Raw genomic sequence first — 14,499 nt, 5'->3', positions numbered from 1 at the left:
GTTGACGAGCGCGCCGGCGAGTGGCGACGGTCGTATCGACCGTAACGAGGACAGAGATGACGCGCGACCGGGCACGGACAGGGACAGAAGGGGAGCCAAGTCAATGAAGGGCACTGTTGGTGAGCTCGGGGAGTTCGGGCTCATCAGGGAGCTCACCTCCCGTCTCACCACCACCCCGGCGGTCCGGGTCGGCCCCGGCGACGACGCCGCCGTGGTGGCCGCGCCCGACCGCAGGGTCGTGGCCAGCACCGACATCCTCGTCGAGGGGCGACACTTCCGCCGCGACTGGTCCACCGCGTACGACGTGGGCCGCAAGGCCGCCGCGCAGAACCTGGCCGACATCGCCGCCATGGGCGCGGTGCCGACCGCGCTGCTGCTGGGCCTGGTGGTCCCCGCCGAGCTGCCGGTGACCTGGCCGACCGAGCTGATGGACGGCCTGCGCGACGAGTGCCAGGTCGCGGGCGCCTCCGTGGTCGGCGGCGACGTGGTGCGCGGCGACACGATCACCGTCTCCATCACCGCACTGGGCGACCTGCGCAACCAGGAGCCCGTCACCCGGGGCGGCGCCCAGCCCGGCGACCTCGTCGCGGTGACCGGCTGGCTCGGCTGGTCCGCGGCCGGGTTCGCCGTCCTCTCCCGGGGTTTCCGGTCGCCGCGCGCCTTCGTCGAGGCCCACCGGCGCCCCGAGCCGCCCTATCACGCGGGACCCGCAGCCGCCGGGCTCGGCGCCACCGCCATGTGTGACGTGAGCGACGGACTCATCGCCGACCTGGGCCACATCGCGGAGGCCAGCAAGGTCCGGATCGACATCCGCTCCGGCCAGATCGACATCCCGACCCAGATGAACGACATCGGGCAGGCCGTCGGCGTCGACCCGATGCAGTGGGTGCTGACCGGGGGAGAGGACCACGCGATCGTGGCGACCTTCCCGCCGGACGTGAAGCTGCCCGCCCGCTGGAAGGTCATCGGCGAGGTCCTCAACCCCTCCGCGCTGCCCCAGGTGACCGTCGACGGCGCGCCCTGGACCAGCAAGGGCGGCTGGGACCACTTCGGCGGGGAGGTCGAAGCATGAGCCTGCCGAACGTCCTCACCGTGGCCGGCTCCGACTCCGGCGGCGGCGCCGGCATCCAGGCCGACCTGAAGACCATGCTCGCGCTCGGCACCCACGGCATGAGCGTGCTCACCGCGGTGACCGCGCAGAACTCGCTGGGCGTGCAGGGCGCCTGGGAGCTGCCCGTGGAGGCGGTGCGGGCCCAGTACCGCAGCGTCGTGGACGACATCGGCGTCCAGGCGGTAAAGACCGGGATGCTGTCCTCGGCCGAACTGGTCGAGACGGTCGCCGAATTGATCGCGGACACCGACGCCCCCGCCGTCGTCGACCCGGTCGGCGTCTCCAAGCACGGGGACGCGCTGCTCGCCGCCTCGGCGCTGGACTCGGTCCGCACCAAGCTGCTCCCGGCCGCCACCGTCGCCACCCCCAACCTCGACGAGGTCGCCCAACTCACCGGCGTACGCGTCGAGTCGGACACCGACCTGCGCCGGGCCGCGGCGGCCGTGCTGGAGTACGGGCCGCGCTGGGTGCTGGTCAAGGGCGGCCACCTGGCGGGCGACGCCGTGGACCTGCTCACCGACGGCTCCGAGGAGCACTGGCTGCGCGCCCCGCGCCTCGACAACCGGCACACCCACGGCACCGGCTGCACCCTCGCGTCGGCCGTCGCCTGCGGGCTCGCCAAGGGGCAGTCGGTGCCCGAGGCGGTCGCGGCGGCCAAGGAGTACGTCACCGGGGCGATCGGGGCCGGGTTCGCGCTCGGCGGCGGCATCGGGCCCGTGGACCACGGCTGGGCGCTCGGGCGGGACGTTCTCTGAGCCCGACGCCGGTGGCCGCCTTCTCGGCAGAGGGCGGCCGGCCGGGCGGAGAAGCTTTACGGCACGGCAAAAAGCCGGCCCACCCGAGGTGGACCGGCTCCATGCAGCGGACCAGGCAGTGGCCGCGCGCTCAGCTGACGCGTCAGCGCGAGACCTTCCCGGCCTTGATGCACGAGGTGCAAGCGTTCACGCGCTTCGGCGTCCCGCCGACCACGGTACGCACACGCTGGATGTTCGGGTTCCAGCGACGGGACGTACGGCGGTGCGAGTGCGAGATGTTGTTGCCGAAGCTCGGCCCCTTGCCACAGACGTCGCAGTTGGCAGCCACGGGTCACTCCAAAGACTTCAGATGCACTTACGGTTGACCCCGGCATGCCGGGATCAAGGTTCCGGGGCCGCGAACGGTCCGGGGTCTGAGTGGCGGTGCCAGGGGGAAGAGCCCGATCGGGATCGGGCAACCGGAGCAGCATACAACGGCTGCTCCCGTACAACGAAACTACCATGGCAGCTCAGGGGCCCGCCCCCGGCCCTCTTCCGGTGGACACCCTCCCGAGGTCTACGCTGCCAGCCACGTCCAGCAGCTCAGGGAGGCGCAGGTGGCGCAGGTGCCGCAGAGGTTCTTCGACGCTCTGGCGGTGCGTACCTGGTGCGGTCTGTCGTTGCGCGCGCTCGGGCGGGCGCGCGAGGAGATCGACGCGATCAACGTCTATCCGGTCGCCGACGGGGACACCGGCACGAACCTGTACCTGACCGTCGAGTCGGCCGTCGCCGCCGTGGAGGCGGTGTTCGCGGCGCACGCGGTGGGCGCCGGGGAGCCGGGTCCGGGTCCGGACCCGGGCGAGGGCCCCTCGCTGGCCGAGACCGTCGGCGCCATGGCGCACGGCGCGCTGATCGGTGCCCGCGGCAACTCCGGGACGATCCTCGCGCAGCTGCTGCGCGGCCTGGCCCAGGTGCTCACCGCCGACGCCGAGGGTGCCCACCCGGACGGTGAGGGAGCCCGCACCGACGGCACGGGTCTGCGGGCGGCCCTGCGGCACGCGGCCGAGTCCGCCCGGCAGGCCGTGGCCCACCCCGTCGAGGGCACCGTCCTGACCGTCGCCGCGGCCGCCGCCGACGCGGCCGACGGGGCGGAGGGCGACTGCGCCGACGTGGCCCGCGCGGCGTACGACGGCGCACGCGCGGCGCTCGCCGCCACCCCGGGCCAGCTGCCCGCCCTGGAGCGTGCCGGAGTCGTCGACGCCGGCGGACACGGCCTCGTGACCGTCCTCGCGGCCCTCGTGGAGACCTTCACGGGCCGGGCACCGGAGCCGGTCACCGTGCCGCACGCACGCGTGGCGCACGACCCGGTGGACCCTGTGGGCGAGTGTTCCGTGGACGGCGGCTCCGTCGACGGTGAAGGGAGCGACGGCCCCGCCTTCGAGGTGATCTACCTCCTGGAGGCCAAGGACGCGGCCGTCGCGCGGCTGCGGCAGCGGCTCGACGCCCTCGGGGACTCGCTCGTCGTCGTCGGCGGCGACGGACTGTGGAACGTCCACGTGCACGTCGACGACGCGGGCGCCGCCGTGGAGGCGGGCGTGGAGGCCGGACGGCCGTACCGGATTCGGATCACCCACTTCGGGCACGGCGACGCGCACACCACCCACTCCGAGCGCCCGCCCCGGGAGCGGACCCAGCGCGCCGTGGTGGCCGTCGTGCCGGGGGAGGGGCTGGCCGGGCTCTACACCGAGGCCGGCGCGACGGCCGTGCTCGCCCGCCCCGGGGAGCCGCCCGCGAGCGGCGAGCTGGTCCAGGCCGTACGCCGGGCGCACGCGCGCGAGGTCGTGCTGCTGCCCAACGACGCCGAGCTGCGCCACACCGCCGCGGCGGCGGCCGAGCAGGCCCGGACCGAGGGTGTCCGGGTCGCCCTGATCCCGACCCGCTCCGCGGTCCAGGGCATCGCCGCGCTGGCCGTGCACGAACCCGGGCGGCGCTTCGACGAGGACGTGGTGGCGATGACCTCGGCGGCCGGCGCCACCCGGTACGCCGAGGTCGCCGTCGCCGAACGCCAGGCCTGGACCACCGCCGGCATCTGCCAGGCCGGCGACGTGCTCGGCCTCATCGACGGCGACGTGGCCGTGATCGGCGCGGACGTCACCGAAGTCGCCGCAACCGTCCTGGACCGGATGCTCGCGGCCGGCGGCGAGCTGGTCACCCTCGTCCTCGGCGAAGAGGCCCCCGAGTCCGTCGCCGGCCGTCTGGAGACCCGGGTCCGCCAGGCGTACCTGGCCGTCGACACGGTGGTCTACCGGGGCGGGCGGCAGGGCGCGCTGCTGCTGGTCGGCGTGGAGTAACACGGCGGGCACCGCCGTTTCGCCGGGCCGTGCGGGGTCATTGTCAGTGGCGTGGTGTGCAATGGATCTCGTGCCCGCACTGCGAGAACCCCTGAAGAAGGTCCTCGGCCCCGCCACCGCGAAGGTGATGACCGAGCACCTCGGCCTGCACACCGTCGGCGACCTCCTCCACCACTACCCCCGCAGATACGAGGAGCGCGGTCAGCTCACGCACCTGGCCGACCTCCCCATGGACGAGCACGTCACGGTGGTCGCCCAGGTCGCCGACGCCCGCCTGCACACCTTCGCCTCGTCGAAAGCGCCGCGCGGCAAGGGGCAGCGCCTGGAGGTGACCATCACCGACGGGAGCGGCCGCCTCCAGCTGGTCTTCTTCGGCGCCGGCGTGCACAAGCCCCACAAGGAGCTCCTGCCGGGCACCCGCGCGATGTTCGCGGGCAAGGTCTCCGTCTTCAACCGCCGTCTTCAACTGGCCCACCCGGCCTACGAGCTGCTGCGCGGCGACCCCGACGGCGGAGAGACCGTGGAGTCCTGGGCGGGCGCCCTCATCCCCCTCTACCCGGCCACCGCCAAGCTGGAGTCCTGGAAGCTCGCCAAGGCCATCCAGACGGTCCTGCCCAGCGCCCAGGAGGCCGTCGACCCCCTGCCGGGCTCCCTGCGCGAGGGCCGCGGCCTGGTCTCCCTCCCCGAGGCCCTGCTGAAGATCCACCGCCCGCACACCAAGGCGGACATCGAGGACGCCCGCGCCCGCCTGAAGTGGGACGAGGCCTTCGTCCTCCAGGTCGCCCTCGCGCGCCGCCGCCACGCCGAGACCCAGCTCCCCGCGGTCCCGAGGCGACCGAGCCCGGACGGCCTGCTGACGGCCTTCGACGACCGCCTCCCCTTCACCCTCACCGACGGCCAGCAGAAGGTCTCCCGCGAGATCTTCGACGACCTCGCCACCGACCACCCGATGCACCGGCTGCTCCAGGGAGAGGTCGGATCGGGCAAGACGATGGTGGCCCTGCGCGCCATGCTCGCCGTCGTCGACGCGGGCGGACAGGCCGTGATGCTGGCGCCCACCGAAGTGCTCGCCCAGCAGCACCACCGGTCGGTCGTCGAGATGATGGGCGAGCTGGCCGAGGGCGGCATGCTCGGCGGCGCCGAACACGCCACCAAGGTCGTACTGCTCACCGGTTCGATGGGCGCCGCCGCCCGCCGGCACGCCCTGCTCGACCTGGCCACCGGCGAGGCGGGCATCGTCATCGGCACCCACGCGCTGATCGAGGACAAGGTCCAGTTCCACGACCTCGGCCTGGTCGTCGTCGACGAACAGCACCGCTTCGGCGTCGAGCAGCGCGACGCCCTGCGCGGCAAGGGCAAGCAGCCCCCGCACCTGCTCGTCATGACCGCCACGCCCATCCCGCGCACCGTCGCCATGACGGTCTTCGGCGACCTGGAGACCTCCGTCCTGGACCAGCTCCCGGCCGGCCGCTCCCCGATCGCCAGCCATGTCGTCCCGGCCGCCGACAAACCGCACTTCCTGGCGCGGGCCTGGGAGCGGGTCCGCGAGGAGGTGTCGAACGGCCACCAGGCGTACGTCGTCTGCCCGCGCATCGGCGACGAGGACGAGGACCCGAAGAAGGCCGCCAAGAAGGCTTCTGAAGCCGCCAAGAAGGCCCCTGAAGGGGACGCGGAGAAGCGGCCCCCGCTCGCCGTCCTCGACGTCGCCGAGCAGCTCGCCAAGGGTCCGCTCCAGGGCCTGCGGGTCGAGGTCCTGCACGGCCGCATGCAGCCCGACGACAAGGACGCCGTCATGCGCCGCTTCGCGGCCGGCGAGACCGACGTCCTGGTCGCCACGACCGTCATCGAGGTCGGCGTCAACGTCCCCAACGCCACCGCCATGGTGATCATGGACGCCGACCGCTTCGGCGTCTCCCAGCTGCACCAGCTGCGGGGCCGCGTCGGCCGCGGCTCCGCGCCCGGGCTGTGCCTGCTGGTCTCCGAGATGCCCGAGGCCAGCGCGGCCCGCCAGCGGCTGAACGCCGTCGCCGGCACCCTCGACGGCTTCGAGCTCTCCCGCATCGACCTCGAACAGCGCCGCGAGGGCGACGTCCTCGGCCAGGCCCAGTCCGGCGCCCGCACCTCCCTGCGGGTCCTCGCGGTGATCGAGGACGAGGAGATCATCGCCGAGGCGAGACAGGAGGCGGCGGCGGTGGTGGCCGCCGACCCGGAGCTGACCGCCCTGCCCGAGCTGCGGACGGCCCTGGACGCCCTCTTGGACGAGGAGAGGGAGCAGTATCTGGAAAAGGGCTGAGCATCGCCCACCCGGGAGCGCGGGGCTGTGCCGACGTGCGGCTCCGCCGCGCGGGCGCGACCAGCCACACTGAACGTAGAGCCGCTCACGACCAAGGACCCCAGATGACCCGAGTGATCGCCGGCAAAGCCGGCGGACGCCGCCTCGCCGTCCCGCAGGGAACCGGCACCCGCCCCACCTCCGACCGCGCCCGCGAGGGACTCTTCTCCACCTGGCAGTCCCTGCTCGGCGGCCCCCTCGACGGCGAGCGGGTCATCGACCTGTACGCCGGTTCCGGCGCCGTCGGCCTGGAGGCGCTGTCCCGGGGCGCCGGGCACGTCCTGCTCGTCGAGGCCGACGCCCGCGCCGCCCGCACCGTCCGGGAGAACGTCAAGGCCATCGGCCTGCCCGGCGCAGAGGTCCGGGCGGGCAAGGCGGAACAGATCGTCCGCACCCCGGCCCCGGCCGAGCCGTACGACATCGTCTTCCTGGACCCGCCCTACGCCGTCTCCGACGACGATCTTCGGGAGATCCTGCTCACACTCCGCACGGAGGGGTGGCTCGCCGACGAAGCGCTCGTCACCGTGGAGCGCAGCACCAGGGGCGGCGAATTCCGCTGGCCGGACGGCTTCGACGCGATCCGGGCCCGTCGCTACGGCGAGGGAACGTTTTGGTACGGTCGCGCCGCCTCTACGTGCGAAGACGCACGATGACCGGACCGGAGAGCGAGGGAACTCAAGTGCGCCGCGCCGTCTGTCCCGGGTCGTTCGACCCGATCACCAACGGACATCTCGACATCATCGCCCGTGCCTCCAGCCTCTACGACGAGGTCTACGTCGCGGTGATGATCAACCAGGCCAAGAAGGGCCTGTTCGAGATCGAGGAGCGGATCGACCTCATCCGCCAGGTCACCGCCGAGTACGGAAACGTACGCGTGGAGTCCTTCCACGGCCTCCTCGTCGACTTCTGCAAGCAGCGCGAGATCCCGGCCATCGTCAAGGGCCTGCGCGCGGTCAGCGACTTCGACTACGAGCTGCAGATGGCCCAGATGAACAACGGCCTCTCCGGTGTGGAGACCCTCTTCATCCCCACCAACCCCACCTACAGCTTCCTGTCGTCCTCCCTGGTCAAGGAGGTCGCCACCTGGGGCGGCGATGTCTCGCACCTGGTGCCGCCGCTGGTCCTCGAAGCACTCTCGGAGCGCCTGAGGAAGGACTGACACCGTCGCCGCAGGGTCGTACAGTCGTCCCGTCCGTCTCCAACACAGCTGTAGAGAGTGGCGAGCACACGGTGGACGTGCAGAACAAGCTCGACGAGATCACCGCGATGGTCTCCGGCGCCCGCGCCATGCCCATGTCGGCCTCGTGCGTGGTCAACCGCGCCGAACTGCTCTCGCTGCTGGAGGAGCTGCGCGCCGAGCTGCCCGGCTCCCTCGCCCAGGCCCAGGAGCTGATCGGCGACCGGGAGCAGATGGTCGCGCAGGCCCGCCAGGAGGCCGACCGGATCATCGAGAGCGCACACGCCGAGCGCGGTTCGCTGATCTCCGACACCGAGGTCGCCCGCCGTTCCCAGGCCGAGGCCGACCGCATCCTCGCCGAGGCCCGCCAGGAGGCCGAGGAGGTCCGTGCCGAGGCCGACGACTACGTCGACTCCAAGCTCGCCAACTTCGAGGTCGTCCTCACCAAGACCCTCGGCTCCGTCGGCCGGGGCCGCGAGAAGCTGCTCGGCACCGGCCCCGGCCTCGACGAGAACGGCTACGAGGACGAGGACGCCCCCGAGCGCAGCCACGACCCGGAGGTCCTGCGCCGCGACGCCGACACCTACGTCGACACCAAGCTCGGCGCCTTCGAGGCGGTGCTGGCCAAGACCCTGGACGCGGTCGGCCGGGGCCGCCAGAAGCTGCACGGCCGGATCGCCACCGACGACCTCGGCGCCCTCGCCGACGACTCCACCACCGTGCAGCACTCCAGCGACGCCGACTACCTCGCCGACCTGGCCGCCCTCTCCGACGCCCCCGCCCAGCAGCCCCGCCGGCACGAGTACGACGAGCAGCAGCCGGCGGCGGCCCAGGTACCGGCGCAGGCGGTGCCGGAGATGCCGTCGCAGCAGCCGGCGTACGGCTACGCCCAGCAGCAGCCCGACCCGTACGCGGGCTACCAGCAGCAGTACGGCGGCCAGGACCCGTACGGCTACCAGCAGCAGACCGCCGACCCCTACGCGTACCAGGGCTACGACACGTCCCAGCAGACGTACGACGGGCAGCAGCAGGCCTACCCCCAGCCCCAGCAGCCCGCACAGCCCCCGCAGGCCCAGCCGCAGGCGCTCGACGAGACCAGCCTCTTCGACACCAGCATGATCAGCGCCGAGCAGCTGAGGGCCTACGAACAAGGCCGCGGCCTCTAGGGCTGGAGCCTCCGACCGGCCCGGATTGGGCCGTGAGCGAATGGTCCAGTATCCTGGCTCTTCGGTCGCGTGTACGTCCGCGATCGCCGCTGCCCGGGAACACCGAAGGGCGGCGTCCCCCAGCTGTACCCCAGCCACGAAGACCGAAAGCAGGAATGGTTCTGAACGCGCGCCTCGACCACCGCAACCCCCTCGTGTTCGACACACACGAGCTGGGACGGCGGCCCGGTGCGCTGCAGCGCCTGACCCGCACGGTCGACGCTCCCAAGGACTTCGGTGTCCAGGGAGTCATCGCGGTGCCGGAAGGCGCCCCGGTGGAACTCGATCTCCGGCTCGAGTCGGTCATGGAAGGGGTGCTCGTCACAGGCACCGCCCGTGCCAAGGCCAAGGGGGAGTGCGTAAGGTGTCTGGAGCCGCTCGAGCAGGAGCTCGACGCGGACTTCCAGGAACTGTTCTCGTACCCTGACGCCGACGACCGGGGCCGCCCTGCGGCGGAACCGGGCGACGACGCCGAGGACGACGAGGACAGGTACTTCGTCGAGGACGGACTGATCGGCCTCGAACCCGTGCTGCGCGACGCGGTGGTGCTCGCACTGCCGATGCAGCCGGTGTGCCGGGAAGACTGCCCGGGTCTGTGCTCCGAGTGCGGAGCACGCCTGGCGGACGATCCGGACCACCACCACGACGCCGTCGACATTCGTTGGGCGGCTTTGCAGGGACTCGCCGGTTCACTCGGAGACGGCGAGAAGGACGAGATGAGCGGCGCCGAACCTGGCGTCGACGAGAAGCAGGAGAAGTAGCCGTGGCTGTTCCGAAGCGGAAGATGTCGCGCAGCAACACGCGCCACCGCCGGTCGCAGTGGAAGGCTGCGGTCCCCACCCTGGTTGCGTGCGAGCGCTGCCACGAGCCCAAGCAGCAGCACATCGCGTGCCCGTCTTGCGGCACCTACAACAAGCGCCAGGTCCTCGAGGTCTGAGCGGCTGGTGAGAGGCACTGTGTCAGTCCCCAAGAAGGCGGATGACGCCAAGGCGGACCCACCCGCCAAGAAGAAGGCGGACAACAACCAGGCCTCGTCCCACACGCTTCTGGAAGGGCGGCTCGGCTACCAGCTCGAGTCCGCCCTTCTGGTGCGTGCACTGACCCACCGTTCCTACGCGTACGAGAACGGCGGTCTGCCGACGAACGAGCGGCTGGAGTTCCTCGGTGACTCCGTCCTCGGCCTCGTCGTCACGGACACGCTGTACCGCACCCACCCCGACCTGCCCGAAGGCCAGCTGGCCAAGCTGCGGGCCGCGGTGGTCAACTCGCGTGCGCTGGCGGAGGTGGGCCGCGGGCTCGAACTCGGCTCCTTCATCCGGCTCGGCCGCGGTGAAGAGGGCACGGGAGGCCGGGACAAGGCATCCATCCTCGCCGACACCCTCGAAGCGGTGATCGGCGCGGTCTATCTCGACCAGGGCCTCGACGCGGCCTCCGAACTGGTGCACCGCCTGTTCGACCCGCTGATCGAGAAGTCCTCCAACCTCGGTGCCGGCCTGGACTGGAAGACCAGCCTCCAGGAACTCACCGCGACCGAAGGGCTCGGCGTCCCCGAGTACCTGGTCACGGAGACCGGCCCCGACCACGAGAAGACCTTCACTGCTGCCGCCCGCGTCGGAGGCGTCTCGTACGGCACCGGCACCGGCCGCAGCAAGAAGGAGGCGGAGCAGCAGGCCGCGGAATCCGCGTGGCGGTCGATCAAGACCGCGGCGGACGAGCGTGCCAAGGCGACGGCCGACCAGCCGTCCGCCGAAGCCACCGAGGCCGCCGACGCCTCGTCGGCCTCCGCCTGACCCACCCGTACCACCACACGTCCCGAACGCCCGCCCCGCTACCGGGGTGGGCGTTCGGTACGTCAACCGGACCGTCCGAGGGGATGCCATGCCCGAGTTGCCCGAGGTCGAAGTCGTCCGGCGCGGCCTGGAGCGCTGGGTCGCCCACCGCACCGTCGCCGACGCCGAAGTGCTCCACCCACGCGCGGTACGCCGGCACATCGCCGGCCCCGACGACTTCGCCCACCGCCTCAAGGGCCACCGCATCGGCACGCCCAGCCGCCGCGGCAAGTACCTGTGGCTGCCCCTGGAGGACGCCGGTCAGGCGGTCCTCGCCCACCTCGGCATGAGCGGCCAGCTCCTGGTCCAGCCGCACGAGGCACCCGCCGAAAAGCACCTCCGCGTCCGCGTCCGCTTCACCGACGCCCTCGGCACCGAACTCCGCTTCGTCGACCAGCGCACCTTCGGCGGCCTCTCCCTGCACGACACGTCCCCCGACGGACTGCCCGACGTCATCGCGCACATCGCCCGCGACCCCCTGGACCCGCTCTTCGACGACGAGGCCTTCCACCTCGCCCTGCGCCGCAAGCGCACCACCGTCAAACGGGCCCTGCTCGACCAGTCCCTGATCAGTGGCGTCGGCAACATCTACGCCGACGAGGCCCTGTGGCGCTCCTGCCTGCACTACGAACGCCCCACCGCGACCCTCACCCGCCCCCGCACCGCCGAACTCCTCGGCCACGTCCGGGACGTGCTGAACGCCGCCCTCGCCGTCGGCGGCACCAGCTTCGACAGCCTCTACGTCAACGTCAACGGCGAGTCCGGCTACTTCGACCGCTCCCTCGACGCGTACGGCCGCGAGGGCCTGCCCTGCCGCCGCTGCGCCACACCGATGCGCCGCCGGCCGTGGATGAACCGCTCCAGCTACTTCTGCCCGAAGTGCCAGCGCCCACCGAGGACCGCCCCATAGGCGATCACCCCGCGATCGATCACACCGCAGGCGTCCGACGCGCCTCGTCGTACCGCTCCCGCGACGTCAGAACCTCGTCCATCCGCCCCTCCAGGCACTGGATGAGCGCGATCAGCCGCCCGGCCACCTCACGCCCCAGCGGCGTGAGCTCGTAGTCCACGCGCGGCGGGTTGGTCGGCTGGGCCTCGCGATGCACCAGACCGTCGCGCTCCAGCGCGTGCAGCGTCTGGGCCAGCATCTTCTCGCTGACGCCGTCGACGCGGCGCCGCAGCTCGTTGAAGCGGAAGGACCCCTCGAACAGCGCCCCGAGCGTCAGCGCGCCCCAGCGCCCCGTGACGTGCTCCAGGGTGCCGCGCGAGGGACAGGCCCGGGAGAACACGTCGTACGGCAGATCCTGCTCCGCCGTGCGCTCCTGCGTGGTCGACATACCGCCAGCGTACGTGGGCCGGGGTCAGTAGCCGAAGTTCTGCGTCCACCACGGCCCGCCGGAGCCGAAGTGGACGCCGACGCCCAGGGTCTGGAAGTCGCAGTTCAGGATGTTGGCGCGGTGGCCGGGGCTGTCCATCCAGGCGTCCATCACGGCCTGGGCGTCGGCCTGGCCGCGGGCTATGTTCTCGCCGCCGAGGTTGCTTATGCCGGCCGCCTCGGCACGGTCCCAGGGGGTCGCGCCGCTGGGGTCCGTGTGGTCGAAGAAGCCCTGTTCGGCCATGGACCGGCTGAAGTCCGCGGCGAGTCCGGTCAGGGCGCTGTTCGCGGCCAGCGGGCGGCAGCCCACCTTGGCCCGCTCGTCGTTGACCAGCTTGAGCACCTGGGCCTGGGCGACGGCCTGCTCCGAGGCCGCCGCGGGCGCGCTGGGCTTCGCCGGTTCCTTCGTGGCCGGCCGGGAGGGCGTGGGCTTCGGCTTCTCGCTGGGAGTCGTCGACTCCGGCTTCTGGGTCTTCGAGGGGGTCTCGGCGGGGGCGGCGGGCTTCGACGCCGGTGCCGAGGGGGAGGGCTTCTCGGACGGGGACTTGGAGGACGGGGCCTTCGAGGACGGGGACTGCGAGGGCGTGGACCCGTCCGAGGACGGTGCGGAGGACCGGTCGGTGCCGCGGCTCGTGGCGGTGTCGCCGCCCCGGCCCGACTCGGCGCTGCCGGAGGTGCCGCCCTGCCCGGACGGGGTGTTGGTCGGCACGTCCTGGGCCTGCACCCGGCCGCCTCCGCCGCTGCCGCCGTCGAAGCGGTAGTTGTCGAGGCCGGGCACCGTGCCCGTGGCCACCGCGACCGTGCCGATGGCGACCGCGGCGGAGACGCCGAGGAGGCCGGTACGGACGGGGGTGACGGCCTTCTTCCGGCGCCGGCGGTGCGTTCCCGCGTGCTGGGTGCCCTCGTCGGGGTTGAAGCCGTCGCTCGGGAAGGGGACCGTGCGGCCGGCCTGCGGGTGGCCGCCGCCCTCGCCGCCGTCGTCCGGAGCGAACAGGTACGCGTCGCTCTTCGCGCGGGCCTCGGCGTACGCCTCGGGGTTCAGGTAGGGCGCGATCCCCATCGTGGGGCGGTCGCCCGGCGCGGGCTGTTGCCCGTGCCGTCCCGTCGTACCGTCCGTCTGCCGGCCCCCCGCGGCGCGGCCCGTGGCGGCGCGGCCGGCGGCGGAGCGTCGGTGGCGTCCCATGTTCTGGCCCTCCTCGTCCTCGCGGTCCTGACGCGGGACGTGTCCTCGCGGTCGACGTTCCTCACGATCAACACGGAACTCACACGTTCGAGTGAGTTTCAGGTGCGATTCATTGGGTGGGGACGGTACCGCATGGCGCAAGGGGGTGAAGTGTCCGGCGAGACATTGACTGGTTAGCTTGCACCCATGAGCGAGGATGTACGGCTGGTCGCGTGGGTGCGCGGACAGGTTCAGGGTGTGGGTTTCCGCTGGTTCACGCGGGCCAGGGCGCTGGAACTCGGCGGGATGAGTGGTTTTGCTCTCAATTTGGCCGACGGGCGGGTCCAGGTCGTCGCGGAGGGCCCGCGCGAGCGCTGCGAGGGGCTGCTCGAATGGCTGCACGGTGACGACACGCCCGGACGCGTGGACGGTGTGACCGAGATCTGGGACACACCCCGAGGCGGTTACGAGGGCTTCGCCATCCGCTGACCCGGCGCCGCGCGAGGGGCCTCCGGCGCCCGGCGAGGTCCTCCCCGAAGGGCGTTCCGCAAGGGAAACGGGCAGGTGGTTGCCAAGAACGACGTCCTCGTGGCAGGCTCCCCACGCAGGATGATCGCCACGCCCCCAGGGGCCCGCAGGAGTCGCCGCGTCGCCGTTTCCCGGCCGCGTGCCCCCGGGCGCCCACCGATACGGGGTGTGATCGTGTTGACCGTCAAACTTTTTGGTGAGACGCTGAAAGCCCCGCGCACCTTAGCTGTTTGGCATGGTTGAACGGCAGAAAAAACTCCAAAGTGCCAAGCACCGCGGGTGCGATCCCTACACGACCCACACCGCTTCGGTCGGTCACTCATTGTGGAGGACCATCCATCATGGCAAAGGCGCTTCTCGGTTACGTCGGCGGCTCCGACCCGCGACTCCTCGCCGAGATGCGACGGCTCCAGCAGCGCGTCCAGGACCTGGAATCCGAGCTCGGACGGATCCAGGCGGAGAACGACGCGTTGGCGGCTGCCGCTTCTCACGACAGGATCATGGAGAGCATGGAGAGCGTTGACGCACACCAGGCGGAGCCTGCGCTCACCTGATCACTGCTGATCACTGCATCGCTCCACTACGACACGGCAGTGGTCGGGACAACCCGTACCACCGCAGGTGTCAGAGTCTGCAAGGGACGCTTCGGCGTCCCTTCTTTCTTGCCCCCGTCCCAGCGCCTGTGCCGTCCGGCC

At 72.0% G+C, this 14,499-nt stretch carries 16 protein-coding genes; 13 read left to right on the top strand and 3 right to left on the bottom strand.

What is annotated here, in order from left to right; genetic code table 11:
* Positions 1-103 precede the first annotated feature (103 nt).
* Both KUM03_RS10400 and thiD read left to right on the top strand, forming a co-directional pair.
* Positions 104-1,072 carry a thiamine-phosphate kinase gene (locus tag KUM03_RS10400; RefSeq protein ID WP_019328746.1) on the top strand — a complete coding sequence of 323 codons (969 nt, stop codon included), beginning with the start codon at positions 104-106 and terminating at the stop codon, positions 1,070-1,072.
* Positions 1,069-1,866 carry a bifunctional hydroxymethylpyrimidine kinase/phosphomethylpyrimidine kinase gene (gene thiD / locus KUM03_RS10395; protein WP_217246749.1) on the top strand — a complete coding sequence of 266 codons (798 nt, stop codon included), beginning with the start codon at positions 1,069-1,071 and terminating at the stop codon, positions 1,864-1,866. Before KUM03_RS10400 ends, thiD begins: the two co-directional genes overlap by 4 nt.
* A 142-nt stretch (positions 1,867-2,008) precedes the next feature.
* Here the strand turns inward: thiD and rpmB are convergent, their stop codons facing one another.
* Complete coding sequence (gene rpmB / locus KUM03_RS10390) at positions 2,009-2,194, bottom strand: 50S ribosomal protein L28 (protein WP_013000438.1); 186 nt, start codon at positions 2,192-2,194, stop codon at positions 2,009-2,011.
* 268 nt (positions 2,195-2,462) lie between these two features.
* Between rpmB and KUM03_RS10385 the strand changes: the two genes are divergently transcribed.
* The 9 genes from KUM03_RS10385 to mutM all read left to right on the top strand — a co-directional run bounded on the left by KUM03_RS10385 (position 2,463) and on the right by mutM (position 11,649).
* Positions 2,463-4,196, top strand: a complete 1,734-nt coding sequence (locus KUM03_RS10385) for a DAK2 domain-containing protein (RefSeq protein WP_217246748.1) — start codon at positions 2,463-2,465, stop codon at positions 4,194-4,196.
* 61 nt (positions 4,197-4,257) lie between these two features.
* Positions 4,258-6,489: an ATP-dependent DNA helicase RecG gene (gene recG / locus KUM03_RS10380; RefSeq protein WP_217246747.1), complete on the top strand. Its 2,232-nt coding sequence runs from the start codon at positions 4,258-4,260 to the stop codon at positions 6,487-6,489.
* A gap of 104 nt (positions 6,490-6,593) precedes the next feature.
* Positions 6,594-7,181, top strand: a complete 588-nt coding sequence (rsmD, locus tag KUM03_RS10375) for a 16S rRNA (guanine(966)-N(2))-methyltransferase RsmD (RefSeq protein ID WP_217246746.1) — start codon at positions 6,594-6,596, stop codon at positions 7,179-7,181.
* Positions 7,182-7,207: 26 nt separating this feature from the next.
* Entirely contained in the window at positions 7,208-7,687 is a 480-nt protein-coding gene (gene coaD, locus KUM03_RS10370; RefSeq protein WP_210902217.1) for a pantetheine-phosphate adenylyltransferase, read from the top strand.
* Between the two features lie 71 nt (positions 7,688-7,758).
* Positions 7,759-8,871 carry a cell division initiation protein gene (locus KUM03_RS10365; RefSeq protein WP_217246745.1) on the top strand — a complete coding sequence of 371 codons (1,113 nt, stop codon included), beginning with the start codon at positions 7,759-7,761 and terminating at the stop codon, positions 8,869-8,871.
* A gap of 155 nt (positions 8,872-9,026) precedes the next feature.
* Entirely contained in the window at positions 9,027-9,671 is a 645-nt protein-coding gene (locus KUM03_RS10360; protein ID WP_217246744.1) for a DUF177 domain-containing protein, read from the top strand.
* A 2-nt stretch (positions 9,672-9,673) separates the two neighbouring features.
* The gene (rpmF, locus tag KUM03_RS10355; protein WP_003951102.1) at positions 9,674-9,847 is read left to right on the top strand and encodes a 50S ribosomal protein L32; all 174 of its coding nucleotides are present in this window, start codon (positions 9,674-9,676) and stop codon (positions 9,845-9,847) included.
* A 7-nt stretch (positions 9,848-9,854) separates the two neighbouring features.
* The gene (rnc, locus tag KUM03_RS10350) at positions 9,855-10,700 is read left to right on the top strand and encodes a ribonuclease III (RefSeq protein WP_217246743.1); all 846 of its coding nucleotides are present in this window, start codon (positions 9,855-9,857) and stop codon (positions 10,698-10,700) included.
* An 88-nt stretch (positions 10,701-10,788) separates the two neighbouring features.
* Positions 10,789-11,649 carry a bifunctional DNA-formamidopyrimidine glycosylase/DNA-(apurinic or apyrimidinic site) lyase gene (gene mutM / locus KUM03_RS10345; RefSeq protein WP_217246742.1) on the top strand — a complete coding sequence of 287 codons (861 nt, stop codon included), beginning with the start codon at positions 10,789-10,791 and terminating at the stop codon, positions 11,647-11,649.
* A gap of 19 nt (positions 11,650-11,668) precedes the next feature.
* On the opposite strand, the gene KUM03_RS10340 is transcribed toward mutM, so the two are convergent.
* Both KUM03_RS10340 and KUM03_RS10335 read right to left on the bottom strand, forming a co-directional pair.
* Positions 11,669-12,076 carry a helix-turn-helix domain-containing protein gene (locus KUM03_RS10340; protein ID WP_217246741.1) on the bottom strand — a complete coding sequence of 136 codons (408 nt, stop codon included), beginning with the start codon at positions 12,074-12,076 and terminating at the stop codon, positions 11,669-11,671.
* 24 nt (positions 12,077-12,100) lie between these two features.
* A complete protein-coding gene (locus KUM03_RS10335) occupies positions 12,101-13,297 on the bottom strand; it encodes a CAP domain-containing protein (protein ID WP_217246740.1) in 1,197 nt (398 codons plus the stop codon).
* Between the two features lie 186 nt (positions 13,298-13,483).
* On the opposite strand from KUM03_RS10335, the gene KUM03_RS10330 reads away from it, so the two are divergent.
* Both KUM03_RS10330 and KUM03_RS10325 read left to right on the top strand, forming a co-directional pair.
* The gene (locus tag KUM03_RS10330) at positions 13,484-13,765 is read left to right on the top strand and encodes an acylphosphatase (RefSeq protein ID WP_073731596.1); all 282 of its coding nucleotides are present in this window, start codon (positions 13,484-13,486) and stop codon (positions 13,763-13,765) included.
* 380 nt (positions 13,766-14,145) lie between these two features.
* The gene (locus KUM03_RS10325; RefSeq protein ID WP_003973418.1) at positions 14,146-14,358 is read left to right on the top strand and encodes a hypothetical protein; all 213 of its coding nucleotides are present in this window, start codon (positions 14,146-14,148) and stop codon (positions 14,356-14,358) included.
* The last annotated feature ends 141 nt before the right edge of the window (positions 14,359-14,499 follow it).

The sequence above is a fragment of the Streptomyces sp. AC602_WCS936 genome, assembly GCF_019049125.1.
Lineage (GTDB): Bacteria > Actinomycetota > Actinomycetes > Streptomycetales > Streptomycetaceae > Streptomyces.
The sequence above is the reverse complement of the archived record's forward strand: the minus strand, read 5'-3'. Positions and strand labels throughout refer to the sequence as shown.

Bases quoted from the DNA above. Each gene is read 5' to 3' on its own strand.
- KUM03_RS10400 (WP_019328746.1), top strand. From the start codon at position 104: ATGAAGGGCACTGTTGGTGAGCTCGGGGAGTTCGGGCTCATCAGGGAG.
- KUM03_RS10325 (WP_003973418.1), top strand. From the start codon at position 14,146: ATGGCAAAGGCGCTTCTCGGTTACGTCGGCGGCTCCGACCCGCGACTC.
- rsmD (WP_217246746.1), top strand. From the start codon at position 6,594: ATGACCCGAGTGATCGCCGGCAAAGCCGGCGGACGCCGCCTCGCCGTC.
- KUM03_RS10360 (WP_217246744.1), top strand. From the start codon at position 9,027: ATGGTTCTGAACGCGCGCCTCGACCACCGCAACCCCCTCGTGTTCGAC.
- mutM (WP_217246742.1), top strand. From the start codon at position 10,789: ATGCCCGAGTTGCCCGAGGTCGAAGTCGTCCGGCGCGGCCTGGAGCGC.
- KUM03_RS10340 (WP_217246741.1), bottom strand. From the start codon at position 12,076: ATGTCGACCACGCAGGAGCGCACGGCGGAGCAGGATCTGCCGTACGAC.
- KUM03_RS10330 (WP_073731596.1), top strand. From the start codon at position 13,484: ATGAGCGAGGATGTACGGCTGGTCGCGTGGGTGCGCGGACAGGTTCAG.
- thiD (WP_217246749.1), top strand. From the start codon at position 1,069: ATGAGCCTGCCGAACGTCCTCACCGTGGCCGGCTCCGACTCCGGCGGC.
- KUM03_RS10335 (WP_217246740.1), bottom strand. From the start codon at position 13,297: ATGGGACGCCACCGACGCTCCGCCGCCGGCCGCGCCGCCACGGGCCGC.
- recG (WP_217246747.1), top strand. From the start codon at position 4,258: ATGGATCTCGTGCCCGCACTGCGAGAACCCCTGAAGAAGGTCCTCGGC.